The sequence below is a fragment of the Psychrobacillus lasiicapitis genome (genome assembly GCF_006861795.1).
GTDB lineage: Bacteria > Bacillota > Bacilli > Bacillales_A > Planococcaceae > Psychrobacillus > Psychrobacillus lasiicapitis.
This window is the reverse complement of record NZ_VDGH01000003.1, coordinates 277,150-292,768: the sequence shown is the minus strand read 5'-3', so window position 1 is coordinate 292,768 and position 15,619 is coordinate 277,150. Positions and strand designations below refer to the sequence as shown.

Genomic DNA, 15,619 nt, shown 5'->3' with positions numbered 1-15,619 from the left:
TTTTATCCCGCATTAACGGGCAGTAAGACTCCCACTTCAAGATTGAAGAAAAGCGAAAAGATAAGTGGGAGATCAACTGTCCGTAAAAGCCCGATTGGTTCAACTAACAATCAGTGGGGGATGAAAAAACCCCACTGATTGAAGTTTCACTTTATCCCGCATTAACGGGCAGTAAGACTCCCACTTCAAGATTGAAGAAAAGCGAAAAGATAAGTGGGAGATCAACTGTCCGTAAAAGCCCGATTGGTTCAACTAACAATCAGTGGGGGATGAAAAAACCCCACTGATTGAAGTTTCACTTTATCCCGCATTAACGGGCAGTAAGACTCCCACTTCAAGATTGAAGAAAAGCGAAAAGATAAGTGGGAGATCAACTGTCCGTAAAAGCCCGATTAGTTCAACTAACAATCAGTGGGGGAAAGCGGACTAAATGTGCGACGTGCATGTCGCAATGTCCGCACTAGCACGTCCTTTGCGTCGGAAAACCCCCATTGATTGAAGTTTCACTGTATCTATTAAATAACTATAACATTAATTGGTTATTCTTTTTTAATAATTTGAAAATTCTTCAACAGTGACACCGTTTACCCTACTTGCATATACTTTTATTATGTAAAAGGGGGATTTCAACTGGCAATTTCGTTTCAAGAAACTGCATTGTATGAACTTCATTTTTGGCTGGAAGTGTTAGGAGATCACGGAAGGTTTATTCATGACTCACTGGCACCGAGTGAGAAAGAGAAAATAGAGGTTGCGGCTTCATTTATCAAACGTTTTGATCAATTACTACAAACCTCTAAAAAACCGTTAACAGATCAGGAAATAATGATGGTTGCCAAAAAAGCTAAAGTAGCAAGTGAAAAAATTCGAGCATTTAAATTATGGTTAATTAAAGAGCATTTAGTTGGAGAAGTAAAAATCTCTTTGCCACCAAGTTTCATCAATCATATGGTCAATGAAGTAGAAGAAGCGATTCGAGTATTCTCCTACTTAGAGACCGGACAGAACATTCCGGTGGTCCATCCTTTACATCATGATCTGTTATGGCTCATTGACGCGGCCGGCCATGCTGGAGCAATTGATGCAGACTTAGATAGAGTGGAAAAGAAATTAAAGGAAAAAGGTCAACAGTTCATGAAAGAGTGGGAAGACTTTTATCTAAAGGCTGTTGAATTAGCAGGTTATTTACGCGCGAATGTCGACAAGTTCCCAGCTTTAGATAAATTCCATCAAGATATTGAATTAGAGATGACTATTTTCAAAGTATTTTTAATGGAATTAGAAGAAATGAGGATAAAAAAAGAAGCGTTAGGAACCTTTACGCCACTTATGGCAGACCATATGGCAAGAGAAGAGACATACTATTTAAGAAAGATCGAACTAGTCCCTTAAAAAATAGAAAGTGAAAATCCTCCATTATTGGAGGTTTTTTTATTGGTTAGGAAACTATAAAAGATTTAGATATGTGGATAACTTTTTTCAAGTACGGCATCTTTTTATTTTATTCGTGGTATAGGGAGACTGTGCAGTAAGAAATTTTATTAGGTAACCGCTAGGATTTTCGCTTCAGGAGGACGCTTTCCGCGGGGCGGGCGGTGAGCCTCCTCGGTCGCTGTCGCTCCACTGCGGGGTCTCACCTGTCCCGCTTGATTCCCGCAGGAGTCGCCTCCTTCCGCTTCAATCAATGGAGACTTCTTGCTATTTAGCTCGGCAGTTATCAGAGCTATAAATGGATTCTGATTCACTGGTTATTAATAATCGACTTACTAAAGAAAATCAACCACAGTTTTTGACCATGCAAATCCAATAAGTGGCTATGGGAGACCAAACAGTTGTCGAAAGTAACCAGTTGTAGTCTGAGAGGAACCAATTTTCTAAAATAAGTTAACTCGAATTGAGACGGCAATAATAATAGAGCATTAACTAGTATTTCTTTACCAAAATTGTCCAATTAATCGGTTTGTCACGTTCCCAGTGTGTATTGTAGCGTTGTACCATTTATTGGCTTTTAATAGTTAGAAAACTTTTAAAGAAGTTTCATTTGTTAAACAGTGACGCCTATTAGATAGCGTTATCCATCATGGATTGTAGCGGAAGGGCGTCGACTCCAGCCGAGGCCAACACGATGTTGGCCTCGAAGGCGTTGCCACACAATGTGGCGCTCTTAGCCTTTGTTCCTAAAATGGTGAAGACCCTGGACTGAGCGTAGCGAAGGAAGCGGCTGAAGCCAAGCAGGCGGAACGCGTACGTCCTGCAGCGGAAATCTTAGCGGACTCTTCCTTCAATTCACTATCGCGCAGTTTCCCTATTATGTGCACCATCTCCATATTTTTCATTACCATTTGCCATATCGGGGCAGAGATAGGTGCTTTAGCACTTTTGTTGTTGGCCAATTTAGCTGATGTACTCGTTTAGGATAAAGCGCCCAAGTAAATAATATAAAGCAGTAGTTTTATTAGAAGAAATAATGGGGGAAGCCAAATAGGAGGAAGAAACAATGAAAGTAGAAAGATTAAAAATCGGTATTATAATCGGGAGCGTACGCCAAGGTCGTAATGCAGAAGCAGTAGGAAATTGGATGTATGATTTTGCAATAAAACGAGACGATGCAGAATTTGAATTAGTTGATCTTGCGAAATATAAATTACCGTTCTTAGGTGAAGAACTTCCTGCAGAAAGAAAAGACGAAGCAAACAATGCAATTAGTGCTTGGACAGATAAGATGGCTTCTTTTGACGGCTATATTTTCGTGACCCCAGAATATAACCATGCAGTTGGAGGAGCTCTTAAAAATGCATTAGACTACTTGAACATCCAATTGAACAATAAAGCAGCGGGATTAGTTGGGTATGGAAGTTTAGGCGGCACGCGTGCACATGAAAATATGCGGTTAATCTTAGGGGAATTGCAAGTTGCAGATGTTCGCACTGCTGTAACTTTTTCGTTAATGTCTGACTTTGAAAACATGAGTATATTCAAACCGGCTGATTACCATACAGCAAATGCTAATACAATGCTTGAACAAGTTCTCGCATGGAGCGGTGCTTTAAAAACAATTCGTCAATAATTCTGTGCTGAAAATCTAGTTTATGGCCAAGACGAATGTATAATTCGATTTGGCTTTTTTAGTATATTTGACGTCCTTTCAAATAAAAAGTACAATGTGTTTAATTAGAGATAGTTTAATTCAAGGTAAACTGAAAGGAGGAGTCAATATGGAGGAGAATTTATCATTAAAATCATTTGTCGTATTGATGAAAGCATCAAAAATGGTACAAGAACGAACAAAGAAGGATATAAGTAATTACAATATGCATATGTCTGAATTTATGGTTTTGGAGGCGCTATACAGCAAAGGAAAACAAACTGTTCGGCAGATTTCAGATGCTGTACTTATTAATTCGGGTTCAATCACATACGTTATGGACAAATTAGAACGAAAAAAGTTATTGGAAAGAATTGATTGTAAAGAAGATCGTCGTGTTGTATATATTCAAATAACAGAGGAAGGGAAAAGAATAATGGATGATATTTTCCCGAAGCACCAACTTGTTATAGAAGAAATTTTCTCTTGTATTTCAAAACAAGAAAAAGAAGTATTCATCGATTTATTAAAAAGAGTTGGAAAAATAAATGCTAGATTATACTAGAAACTAAAGCAAAGTGAGGAGACGCAAATGTTATCTCTAAATCCAAAAAATAATTCGGAACGAGAAAATTATAAGTTGTTAATAGGAAGTATCGTGCCTAGACCAATTGCATTCGTCACGAGTGTTGGTGAAGATGGGACGATTAATGGAGCACCATTTAGTTATTTTAATATTGTTTCATCAAATCCACCGATGATTTCTATCGCAATTCAGCGGAAAAATGGGGAACGAAAAGATACCGCAAGAAATGTTTCAGAAAAACATGAATTTGTTGTGCATATCGTGGATGAAGATAATGTAGAGAAGATTAATATAACTGCTGCATCACTTCCAACAAACGAAAGTGAAATAGACAAAGCCGATTTAACGCTTATTTCAAGTGAAAGTATTTCTACCCCAGGGATTAAAGAAGCGAAAGTTAGATTTGAATGTATATTAGAACAAATAGTGGAATTAGGAGAAGAGGGAGCCATTACTACAGATTTACTGATTGGAAAAATAGTACATTATCATATAGATGAATCTATATATGAGCGAGGTCGTATAAATAACGATTCTCTAAAAGCAGTTAGTAGATTAGCAGGATCTAACTATGCAAAAATCGGCGAAGTATTTTCTATAGAAAGACCAGACTAATCTAGTAAAAGAAATGCCAAATCATAATGGGTACTAAGAACAAATAACCTCAATAACCGAATACAATTGTACTCGGTTTTTTGAGGTATTTTTAATGTAATACAGAAGTTATTTCCCAGCATGTCTCCACTCTATTTCTTCTCCTGTTTTTGGGGAAGTTAAAAAAACATCGCCTTTTACTAAAGGCATTTCATGTCCATTCGCATCAATATACTTTCCGGATTCCGGTACTACTTCTCCAGTTTTATGCACGTGACCTTCCGCGTGTTTCCAATTTGTAGCTATTTCTGATTGTGGACAGGAAGGGAACTTATCTCCTTTATATAGTTTTTTCGTAATACCTTCCTCACATGTATAATCTCCGGTTTCTTGTACAATGTCGTCTGTTTGGTGTTCATACATATTTTGCATGGTACATTCCTCCTTTAAATATTAACGTATAGTCACTGTTTACCCATTCTATTAATCTGACAAACACTGAAAATATGATTAAAACCTCTACGAAATGGGTAATAGAATAAAATACGGAATTATCAGTCAATATGTGTGGGGTAGGAGGTGAAATAGATGAATAAAGGCTGGTTTGTATTTTTATTAGGGATAAGTGCATTAATCCTGTTTCCTTATCAGGCTTATGGAGAGACGAATCATGAAAGAAAAGGACTTTTAGGTGAATCGATTACTAAATTAGTGGAAGAAACAAAAAATGTGACAGAAGAGGTAAACTCTACATTAGAGAATGCACTTCCAGTTGAAAAATTGGAAGAGGCAATTCCAGTCGAAGAACCAGTGGAAGAAATACTTACAGTTATTGAACCTGTAGTTGAGACAGTAAAGGAAGTAGAAGAACAGACAAGCGCAGCAGTGGGACAGGTAGTGAATGAAGTACCTTCAACTACTGAATCCGTCGTTTCAGATGTGATGAATTTAGTAGATGAAACAGTTGAAACTGTTCCCGATGCTCCTATTGTTACCCCTATTTTAACAGAGGTAAACGGTAGTTTAAAACAGGTAACAAATAAATTGGAAGAGACAGTTGGAGAAGTTTCCAGTACAGCGCTAGTTGTAATCGACAAAAAAGATTTACCGATAGTTGAAGAAAAAAATCAAACAAATAAAGGGCCGCAAAAGCAAATAGAACAACCCATTAACACTGATACAGCACCTCCTGTGGAAGAGAGTAAAATACCGCAAGAGTCCACTATGCCGATTGCTGCAACTGAAAAATTAGTATCGGTGCCAGTCTCCGTTCCAGCTGTAGAAGAATCTCCACAACATAACCAGTCTGCTGTGGAAAAACCTATACCTATTTTAGAAAACGAATCGTTTAAGGTTGAAGAAATTAAGCAGTATAAAAAGATAACAGGAAAAGCAGATAAAAAAGAAGTGAAAAAATCATCAAATAAAAGCTCAAACGTTTTATCTTCTATTCCTGATAAGCAAAAGAAAAAAGTTATTTTAACACCGATTTCAAGCACTTCAACAAGTGCTCCAAGCTTTGCGTCCAATTCCATAATAATTCAAACTGGAGATACTCCATTTTCTCTATTACCTTCGCAAGAGCTAATGGAGGAATTGACGCGTAAAAAATGGTATCACAAAAACCATTATGCTATTATCCAGTGGATTCATACACCACTGAGGAAACCACCAGAAATGACTCCTTTTTATACATGAAGAAAATCAAAATAAAAAGGAGAGAATATAATGAAAACTATTAGCTTACATTTTACTTGGACTGTACTCAGTTTTTTGATGTTGATATTACTAGCCCCATCTTTGGCAGCAGCGGAGGAAAACGATTCCAACTCATCTCCGCAAATTGAGGTAGATGTATTGAACGATGCCCCAGAGAAGGCAACTATTTTGGATGTAGAAGTAAATGATTTACTTGGAATTGACAATATTGACGTAGAGATTCCGAATGCAAATGACAGACAAAATAGTAGCAACGAAGGTAATGAAGAGGAGAAACTCGTAAATATATCCGTTGCAGATGAGGAAATTGGTGATATGGAAGTCGATGTACTTTCGCATACAGAATCAAGTACATCAAGTGAAAAAGCGGTAGTAGATATTAATACAGAAGATCTGGTAGTTGCGGACGACTTAGATATTGAAGTATTAGAACAAGAAGAATCTTTAACAGAAACTGCATATTCTAATGAAGGTGCAGTAGTTGATATTAATGCAGAAGACTTGGTAGTTGCGGAAGATGTAGAGATTGATGTACTAGGACAAGAAGAAGCTTTAACAAGCACTGCTTATTCCAACGAAAGTTCTTTAGTGGATATCATGACAGAAGACTTGGTAGTAGCGGATGATGTAGGGATCGAAGTACTAGGACAAGAAGAAACTTGGACAGATGCTCCATATTCCAATGAAAGTTCTTTAGCAAATATTATGGCAGAAGACTTGATAGTAGCGGATGACGTAGAGATCGAAGTACTAGGACAAGAAGCTTGGACAAATACATCTTATTCCAACGAAAGTTCTTTAGCGGATATCATGGCAGAAGACTTGGTAGTAGCGGATGACGTAGAGACCGAAGTACTAGGACAAGAAGAAACTTGGACAAATACTTCTTATTCAAACGAAAGTGCTTTAGCTGATATCATGGCAGAAGACTTGGTAGTAGCGGATGACGTAGAGATCGAAGTACTAGGACAAGAAGAAACTTGGACAAATACTTCTTATTCAAACGAAAGTGCTTTAGCTGATATCACGGCAGACGAATTGGTGGTAGCGGATGATGTGGAAATCGAAGTACTAGGACAAGAAGAAACTTGGACAAAAGCTGCTTATTCCAAAGAAAGTTCTTTAGCGGATATCATGGCAGACGACTTGGTAGTAGCGGATAATGCAGAGATCGAAGTATTAGGACAAGAAGAATCTATGACAGAAACTACTTATTCAAGTGAAGATGCAGTGGTAGATGCAGAGCTGGGATCAAGTATAATTGCTGACAAGGTAGAATTAGATGTGCTTGCAAATAAAATGCAAATGATAAGTGAAGGTACATCAGAAGAAACAAACCATATGAAAAAAGGCTTGCATCTGAAACTTACAAATGTACCAGTTCTTGAAGATGTTCATGTAGGAATATTAGAAAATCAAACATCCACATCTAATGAGGGCTATACAGACAGTTCAAGCCTTCTCAATGGAGAAATTGAAGATGAGAACTCAAATTCCTTATTGAATGATTTGGAACTAAATGTCTTACCGATGAGTGATTCGATGGAGGAGGGATTAGAGCAAAGCAGATCATCAGCTGTATCTCTTGAAACAACAGATGGATTATTAGAAGATCTATCTGCAGATGTATTGTTAGCAAGAACGGCTAGTGATGATGATATGGAAATGTATGATAGTGGAGTAGTGGAAATAGTGAGTGATCAATTTCCAGTCACGGATCAGATGCATGTAGGAATATTAGATCGTCACGAAATGAACGGCATAAACAAACGATACAGTAATAGAGGCGTTTTACAGTTAGATGTGTTATCTGAACCATTGGATCAATTAACTGTCGAGGTGCTGACAGATGATCAGTACACAAGTAGTGATGGTTCTTCCCAAATAAATCATGGTCTGTCTTTAGGAATAGATAATGATCTATTAGAAAATACAAGTGTACAAATTCTTGGAAGAGAAGAATTTGTAGCTGCTGGTCCCGCTATCATTCCGAATAATCCCGATGAATCAGTGGAGAACTCTCCTGAGGAAGCGGGAGGAGATACAGGACAAACCCCTATGGAAAATGAATCACCAGCAATAGTGGATGAAGGCACGGAGGAAGTTTATGAAGATGCTAGTGAAAGCGAAAGCATGGATGAAAACACAAATGCAGAACTCGAAACCGGCTCAGAAACAGTTGCAAATATAGATCCAAATGCAAATATGAACACAAACGCTGCAGAAACTGAAGATGATAACATAAATGAAAATGCTATAAGTAATGAGGAAGAACAAGACGATGCAGGTATGTTTGGTAATCTAAATGATGTCTCTTTTAATGGAAATGGAATGCAAGATGGTTCTATGCTTCCAAAAACAGGTGGTTTTTTTGATGGTATGCTATTGATGTTATTGGCTTTGAGTCTTCTTATCGGTGGATTAACAATTCGTAAATTCGCATAGAAGAGGAGGCATACCATGATGAAAAAACACATCGGAAATTTATTGATTTTGATAGCTATTTCCATGTTAATAATTGTTGGTCATGGAATGTTGAAAAACAAACAGCATCAAGAACAATTGATAGAATCCTTTGCAAGTATAAAAACAGAGGCAGCTACTAGTAAATCGGTAGGGAGCAAACCTACTAAAAATGAATCTGCTCTACCAATGGAGAGAGCAGATGATACGATGGGGATTTTAACAATCGATTCTATCGATTTAAAAGCGCCTGTTGTGAGAGGAGCGGCTCAAGAAAAATTGAATGAAGCCCTGGGAACCATTGATGGACTCGATGAACCCGGGACGTTAAATGGAACTTCTGCAATTGCAGGGCATCAATCCCATGTGTTTGGACAGTTTTTCAATCGGTTGAACGAACTTCAAATTGGCGATCGATTTGAATTGGAAACACTAACGGAGACCCTTCAGTATGAGATTTTCGATATAGTGGTCGTCAAGCCAGAAAATGTAGATATACTAAACAGGCAGAAAGGCATTACGCTTTTGTCCTTAGTTACATGTTATCCAGAACGATCCAATCAGTTTAGGCTAGTCGTTCAAGCTAAGCAAATTTATGATTGACCTACTAAACAACTAAACGCAAGAAGAAAAGTAAGCAACTTTTCTTCTTGCGTTTTTAATCGCGAAGGAAACTATCAAAATTTAGATATGTCCTCTAAGATTTTTCAAATTAGGCACTTGCTACTTTTTATCATACTTGTCGTAAAAGCTTTTAACTCATTCCCTAATAATGGTTAATAGTCAAAAATACCATATTTTTTAATTTTATTATAAAGGCTTACTCTTGAGATTCCTAATTTCTTTGCAGCTGCACTTTTGTTTCCATAAGTTTTTTCTAGTGCTTCTTGAATTCGATTCTTTTCCAAGTGTGCTTTTTCGTATTCTAACCCTTCTTTGTCTATATAATCATTTGTAGAAGTAGGGAAGATATTTACGATCTCTTTTGCGGTAATCCTCGAATGATCGATAAATATAATCATTCGCTCTACAACGTTTCTTAACTCTCGAATATTCCCAGGCCATTCGTAGTTTGTGAACATTTCCATTGCGCTATCAAAAAGAGTAGGGACCTCTTTTTGATATTTGGCAGAGTATTCTTGTGCGAAATGATTGACTAATATTGGAATGTCTTCAATACGTTCACGTAAGGATGGCACTTTTAAAGTGACGACGTTAATCCGATAATATAAATCCTCTCGAAATTGCCCTTTTTTGATCATCTGTTCTAGGTCACTATTTGTGGCTGCAACGATTCTAATATCCACTTTTTTTGAAACATTGCCACCTATGCGGATCACTTCTCTTTCTTGTAGCACTCTTAATAGTTTTACTTGCATATCTAACGGTAACATACCTATTTCGTCTAAAAATAAAGTTCCACCATCTGCCATTTCTACTTTTCCTGCTTTTCCGTCCTTGTTTGCACCGGTAAAAGATCCTTTTTCGTAACCAAAGAACTCGCTTTCAAAAAGGGCTTCCGGAATTGCCCCGCAGTTAATCGGTACAAAAGGTTGATCCTTTCTGAAGCTTGCTTCATGTACACCTTGAGCGAACAGTTCTTTCCCAACACCACTTTCCCCTTGAATTAAAACTGTTGCATCCGTCTTGGCTACTTTAAGCACCAAGTTTTTTGTTGTTTGTAACACCGTGCTACAACCTTTAATTTCAGCTAAAGGTTCAATTTGTTCTTGTAAATTATATTGTTGTTTTACTTTCTGTAATTCGGTTGTCGTTAAGGATAGTTTCTCATTCAACTTTACGACATTGGTAATGTCTTGATCGATGGAAATTGATCCGATTAATGTTCCTAAATCATCAAAGATAGGAGAGGAACTGATGAGTACATGTTTGTCAGGCCGCGGTTGATGGTAGACGTTAAAAACAGGTTTTTTTGTTTTGAGAATTTCCAATAACTTTAAGTCTTCCTTTTTGAAAAAAGTACTAATCTTCTTATTTTGAATCCGTTCTACAGGAATTCCATACATTTCTTCAGCTTTTGTGCTCCAGAATTCAACTACTCCCAATTTGTTAATAATGATAATTGCATCAGAACTCGTTTCAATTAATGTATTTAAATAATGGAGTGCATGTTCATTTGAAGTACGATTCATTCCGTACACCTCTTATATAAAAATATGATTGTTTTTAACTTTTTCTTTACACTAGTGTAAACTTTCTGAACACAACTTATTATAATTAATGATGAAAATGATTGCAACGTCTGAATAACCGGCTTTATAAAAGTTGGCACGCTTCTTGCAAGATAATAATTAGAAAGATTAATTAATCATTTGGGAGGTATTGTTACATTTATGGTGAAGTTAGGAAATATTATTCAAACGATTGATGCACATACAATGGGCGAAGCGGCTAGAATTGTCGTTGATGGGATTCCAAAGATTCAAGGTGAAACGATGATGCAGAAGAAAAATTTTATGCAAACTGAAATGGATTATATAAGAAAATTGCTAATGCACGAACCAAGAGGACATTTGAATATGTTCGGTGCTATTTTTACGGAGCCTTGCAATCGGGAATGTGATCTAGGCGTGTTATTTATGGATAGTGGGGGCTATTTGAATATGTGTGGGCACGGAACGATTGCCGCTATAACGATTGCGGTTGACCGAAACTTTATTGATAAAAAAGAAAAAGTATTGTTGGATACGCCTTCTGGAATTGTTGAATGTCATGTTACGTATGAGAACGACAAGGTACAAGAGGTATCTTTTATTAACGTACCGTCATTTTTATTGAAAAAGAATGTAAGTGTTTTAGTCGATAAAGTAGGAACTGTGAAGATAGATATTGCTTTTGGTGGTAGTTTTTTTGCAATCGCGGATGTGACACAATTTGATTTTGACCTTGATATTGAAGCGCAAGACAAAATAGCGGAGATAGGCGTAGCCATTCGAAAAGCAGCAAATGAACAATTAGAAATCCAACATCCTGAAATTGCAGAAATTAACACTATTGATCTTGTTGAGTTTAGTTTGGAAATAGGCAAGAATCATTATAAAAACACGGTGGTTTTTGGCGACGGACAAATCGACCGATCACCTTGTGGAACAGGGACATGTGCCAAGCTTGCAACGTTAGATCTTAAAAAAGGGGAAAAAATTATTCAAGACAGTATCATTGGGTCAAGATTTAAAGGTGAAATTGTTGATTTTACAGAGGTTCAAAATGTAAGGGCTATTATCCCCAAAATTACAGGGTCTGCCTGGATGACAGGAGTTCACCAATTTTCTTTAGATGAAACAGATCCGTATATAGAGGGTTTTCTATTGAAATAATTAGAAAATGTTTATTAAAAATTGGAGGTATTTACAATGGGATTAACAAGAGACTTTTTCATTTCATTATCACAAAACAAAGTATTAAATGGGGCCGCCAAAAATTGGGGTCTTAAATTAGGTGCCCAGACCGTCGTCGCTGGGACGACGGTAGAAGAAATGGTTAATAGTGTGAAGAAATTGAATTCGAAAGGCATTGCTGCAACTATCGACAATCTCGGAGAATTTGTTTTCGAAAAGCAAGAGGCGCTTGAGGCGAAAAGACAAATATTAGCGGTAATCGAAGCGATTCATGAAAATGCATTGAATGCGCATATCTCCTTGAAACCTACGCAGCTTGGTTTGGACATTGAATACGATTTTTGCTTACATAATTTAAAAGAAATCGTTAGCAAGGCGAATGAATACAGTATATTCATTAACTTTGATACAGAAGACCATAGTCATTTGCAACCGACGTTTGATCTATTGGACGAGCTCTCCAAAGACTATAATAATGTGGGAACAGTTATTCAGGCTTACTTTTATAAAGCGGATGAAAATTTAAAGAAATATATTAACCATCGTACGAGAATTGTTAAAGGTGCTTACAAAGAACCTGCAAACTTGGCCTATCAAGATAAAGAGGAAATAGACAAAAACTATTTGAAACTCATCGAATATCATTTGTTGAATGGTAAGTTTACATCGATTGCCACTCATGATCATCATGTCATTAATCATGTAAAGAAGTTTGTAGATGAACATAATATATCGAAGGACAAGTTCGAGTTCCAAATGCTATATGGATTTAGGAACGAACTACAACTTAAACTTGCTAATGAAGGTTATAACTTCTGTACATATGTGCCATTTGGCGGCGATTGGTATGGCTATTTTATGCGAAGACTTGCGGAACGCCCTCAAAATCTAAACCTTGTTGTTAAGCAAGTATTCAATAAAAAGACGAATACATTGATAGGGCTTGGTGCAAGTGCTTTCTTATTGGGACGCTTAAGTAAAATGAAGTAAATGTAAGGAATCAGTTATTTTTAGGGGGATAGTATTACCGACCATCCTCCAATTATCCAAAAGCAGTCAAAGGATACGAGATAGAAAGATACCAAGTGATTTTTGTGGGATAGGCTTAGAAGGTTCTTCAATAAGGAGGGAATTATAATGGGGAAAAAAATATCATTTTCACAAGTATTGGTAATTGGATTTATGCTTTTCGCGATGTTTTTAGGAGCAGGAAACGTTATATTTGCACCAATGGTTGGCCAACAGGCTGGAACAAATACATGGATTGCCATGGGCGGCTTCTTAGTAACTGGTGTAGGGCTTGTTCTACTCGCAATTATTGCATTAACTCGAGGTGGAGGGACAGTAGAAAAACTTGCTGGGAGGGTGCACCCGTTATTCGCCACAATATTTTCAATCTTACTTTTCTTATCACTTGGACCCATTTATGTATTGCCGAGAACGACATCTGTTGTTTATGAAATTGGGATCCATCCGTTAGTCCAAGGACAGTCAAATGTAGGCCTCTATTTGCTAGTCTTCTCAATCATATTTTTTGCCTTGACCATTGTATTGTCATGGAACACCACAAAATTTGTCGATCATTTAGGAAAGATCATAACGCCAATTTTTGTTGTCTTATTAATTGTGCTTGTTGGTAAGTCAATTATTACACCAATGGGAAGTTTCGGACCACCTACAGGAGAATATATAGAGGCAGGCAGCGCCTTCTTAAAAGGGTTCACACAAGGTTATTATACAATGGATGTTCTTGCTGCTTTTGTATTCGGTGGAATTTTCATTAAGTCCATCAGTTCTTATGGATTTAAATCTGAAAAAGAAGTATCAAAGCTATTTATCCAAGCGGGACTCATAACAATTGTTGGCTTAGTTGCTTTACAGATTTCCATGGCATGGATTGGTGCTACTAGTATAGACCCACTAGGTTATTTGGATAATGGAGGAGAAGTGTTAGCCCAAAGTTCTAGCGTTTTATTTGGTGAAATTGGAATTTATATTATCGGAACGGTGATTTTATTAACAGGGATTACAACAAATGTTGCTTGTTTAGCAGCTGTTTCTGAGTACTTTGAGAGAATCATACCTTCTGTTTCTTATAAAAAGTGGTTAATTATTTTCTCTGCTTTAAGTTTAGTAATTACAAACTTTGGTCTAAACACTATTTTGACTATGGCATCTCCGATTTTACTTTTGCTCTACCCATTAGCGATTGCTTTAATCGCTCTAATATTTATGAACAACTTCTTTAATGGTCATCAATCGGTTTATGTCGGCACGATTATTGGTGTAGGGGTTGTGGCCATCCTTGATGCTTTAAAAGAAGCAAACATTGCATCACAAGCGATCAATAACGTCTTCGGGTTTATTCCGTTATTTGAACAAGGTGCCGGATGGATACTTACAGGTATTATTGGTTCTCTTATCGGTTTGCTTGTAGCGAAATCAAAGAAAGAGCCAGCTACGATAATTAATATTGCTGGTGAAAAAGTTAATTAGTATTGATAGATTGAGATGGGAGTATCTTCGAAGGAAGGAGAGAAACAAGTCATTTTTTCGAAGATAATCTAATATAATATACGCGTAAAATAAGCAACTTCTTTGTAGAAGTTGCTTATTACTTGAACTATAAGTTTTTCAATAAATAACCGAGAAAAATGAATTAGTTTTCTGTCTAAGAAACAATACTACTCATAATTTCTTGATTGGTTATTTCCAAGTATCCTCAGCGATTTTCACAACATGGCGAATTTTTTCCCATTGTTCCTCTTCGGTTAAAATATTTCCTTCTTCTGTGGAAGAGAAGCCACATTGTGGACTTAAGCAAAGTTGCTCGAGTGGGGCATGTTTAGTAGCTTCTTCAATTCTTGCTTTCACTTCATCCGCGTTTTCAAGTGCTCCATGCTTAGAAGTGATTAGCCCTAATACGATATATAGATCTGGACGGCTAATATGACGAAGCGGTTCAAAATCGCCAGATCGCTCATCATCAAACTCTAGGAATAAACCATCTACATCTAATCCGTTAAAAATAGTTTCGGATACAAGTTCATAACTACCACTTGTAATATAGGTCGAACGGAAATTTCCACGGCAAATATGCATTGTGACAAGCATGTCATCTGGTCTTTTCGCGATTGATTCATTAATCGCACGTGCGGAAAGTTTTAGTGCTTCCTCTACGCTATATTTTCTATCTTTAAGTCCGGCAATGCCTTCCTCTGAAAAAGAAGTCGCCCATGAAGTATCATCGATTTGTAAATAACGACAACCTTCATCATATAAAGCTTGAATAAATCCTTGATAAGCTGTGATTAGATCATTGAATAGTTCTTCATCACTGCTATAAACTCCCACTTCAATTTTGGCTCTGTAGTACAGCATATTTGGACTTGGGATTGTAAATTTAGCAACAGCATCGCCAGCCACACTTTGCAAAAACTTAAAGTGATCAATCATATAATGCGTGCTAAATCCGATTTTTCCAGTTACTTTAATGCCATGTGCTTGTGTTTTTACGCCTTTAAATGATAGGCCTTCCTCTGGTTCATAAAATTCGACTCCGTCTAGACCGCCTAGAAAGTCAAAATGCCACCATTTGCGACGAAATTCGCCGTCAGTTACAGATTGAAGACCTGCTTCTTTTTGTTTGGCAACGAGTTTCGTAATTTCTTCGTCTTCAATTTGTCTTAATTGATCTGCAGTGATTTCTTTATTTTCAAATTGTGCACGTGCCTCTTTTAAACGTGCTGGGCGTAAAAAGCTTCCTACGTGATCTGCGCGAAATGGTGCTTTTTGAACTAATTGTTGTGTCAT

Annotated in this window: 13 protein-coding genes; 10 read left to right on the top strand and 3 right to left on the bottom strand. The window is 37.1% G+C overall.

The features are described 5' to 3' along the window. Positions 1-657 precede the first annotated feature (657 nt). The 4 genes from FG382_RS06415 to FG382_RS06400 all read left to right on the top strand — a co-directional run bounded on the left by FG382_RS06415 (position 658) and on the right by FG382_RS06400 (position 4,286). Complete coding sequence (locus FG382_RS06415) at positions 658-1,392, top strand: DUF2935 domain-containing protein (protein ID WP_229677283.1); 735 nt, start codon at positions 658-660, stop codon at positions 1,390-1,392. A gap of 1,105 nt (positions 1,393-2,497) precedes the next feature. Continuing rightward, complete coding sequence (locus FG382_RS06410; protein WP_142538077.1) at positions 2,498-3,067, top strand: NADPH-dependent FMN reductase; 570 nt, start codon at positions 2,498-2,500, stop codon at positions 3,065-3,067. Positions 3,068-3,215: 148 nt separating this feature from the next. Beyond that, the gene (locus FG382_RS06405; RefSeq protein ID WP_142538076.1) at positions 3,216-3,650 is read left to right on the top strand and encodes a MarR family winged helix-turn-helix transcriptional regulator; all 435 of its coding nucleotides are present in this window, start codon (positions 3,216-3,218) and stop codon (positions 3,648-3,650) included. Between the two features lie 27 nt (positions 3,651-3,677). Then, the gene (locus tag FG382_RS06400) at positions 3,678-4,286 is read left to right on the top strand and encodes a flavin reductase family protein (RefSeq protein WP_142538075.1); all 609 of its coding nucleotides are present in this window, start codon (positions 3,678-3,680) and stop codon (positions 4,284-4,286) included. 108 nt (positions 4,287-4,394) lie between these two features. On the opposite strand, the gene FG382_RS06395 is transcribed toward FG382_RS06400, so the two are convergent. After that, positions 4,395-4,697 carry a hypothetical protein gene (locus FG382_RS06395; protein WP_142538074.1) on the bottom strand — a complete coding sequence of 101 codons (303 nt, stop codon included), beginning with the start codon at positions 4,695-4,697 and terminating at the stop codon, positions 4,395-4,397. 156 nt (positions 4,698-4,853) lie between these two features. On the opposite strand from FG382_RS06395, the gene FG382_RS06390 reads away from it, so the two are divergent. From FG382_RS06390 to FG382_RS06380, 3 genes are read left to right on the top strand one after another with little or no spacing between them, the layout of a single operon-like run. Beyond that, the gene (locus FG382_RS06390; RefSeq protein WP_142538073.1) at positions 4,854-5,963 is read left to right on the top strand and encodes a hypothetical protein; all 1,110 of its coding nucleotides are present in this window, start codon (positions 4,854-4,856) and stop codon (positions 5,961-5,963) included. A gap of 30 nt (positions 5,964-5,993) precedes the next feature. Beyond that, positions 5,994-8,429 carry a hypothetical protein gene (locus tag FG382_RS06385; RefSeq protein ID WP_142538072.1) on the top strand — a complete coding sequence of 812 codons (2,436 nt, stop codon included), beginning with the start codon at positions 5,994-5,996 and terminating at the stop codon, positions 8,427-8,429. Between the two features lie 18 nt (positions 8,430-8,447). Then, a complete protein-coding gene (locus tag FG382_RS06380) occupies positions 8,448-9,050 on the top strand; it encodes a class D sortase (protein ID WP_211356369.1) in 603 nt (200 codons plus the stop codon). A gap of 173 nt (positions 9,051-9,223) precedes the next feature. Here the strand turns inward: FG382_RS06380 and FG382_RS06375 are convergent, their stop codons facing one another. After that, entirely contained in the window at positions 9,224-10,600 is a 1,377-nt protein-coding gene (locus tag FG382_RS06375) for a sigma-54 interaction domain-containing protein (RefSeq protein WP_142538070.1), read from the bottom strand. A 201-nt stretch (positions 10,601-10,801) separates the two neighbouring features. Here FG382_RS06375 and FG382_RS06370 point away from each other — a divergent pair, with 201 nt between their 5' ends. From FG382_RS06370 to brnQ, 3 genes are all read left to right on the top strand, one after another. Then, positions 10,802-11,785: a proline racemase family protein gene (locus FG382_RS06370; protein WP_142538069.1), complete on the top strand. Its 984-nt coding sequence runs from the start codon at positions 10,802-10,804 to the stop codon at positions 11,783-11,785. A 36-nt stretch (positions 11,786-11,821) separates the two neighbouring features. Further along, positions 11,822-12,796 (top strand): proline dehydrogenase family protein, encoded by a 975-nt coding sequence (locus tag FG382_RS06365; RefSeq protein WP_142538068.1) that lies wholly within the window; start codon positions 11,822-11,824, stop codon positions 12,794-12,796. A 147-nt stretch (positions 12,797-12,943) separates the two neighbouring features. Further along, on the top strand, positions 12,944-14,302 hold the full coding sequence (brnQ, locus tag FG382_RS06360) for a branched-chain amino acid transport system II carrier protein (RefSeq protein WP_142538067.1): 1,359 nt from the start codon (positions 12,944-12,946) through the stop codon (positions 14,300-14,302). 210 nt (positions 14,303-14,512) lie between these two features. Here brnQ and FG382_RS06355 read toward each other — a convergent pair whose 3' ends face one another. Continuing rightward, the gene (locus FG382_RS06355) at positions 14,513-15,619 is read right to left on the bottom strand and encodes a 5-methyltetrahydropteroyltriglutamate--homocysteine S-methyltransferase (RefSeq protein WP_142538066.1); all 1,107 of its coding nucleotides are present in this window, start codon (positions 15,617-15,619) and stop codon (positions 14,513-14,515) included.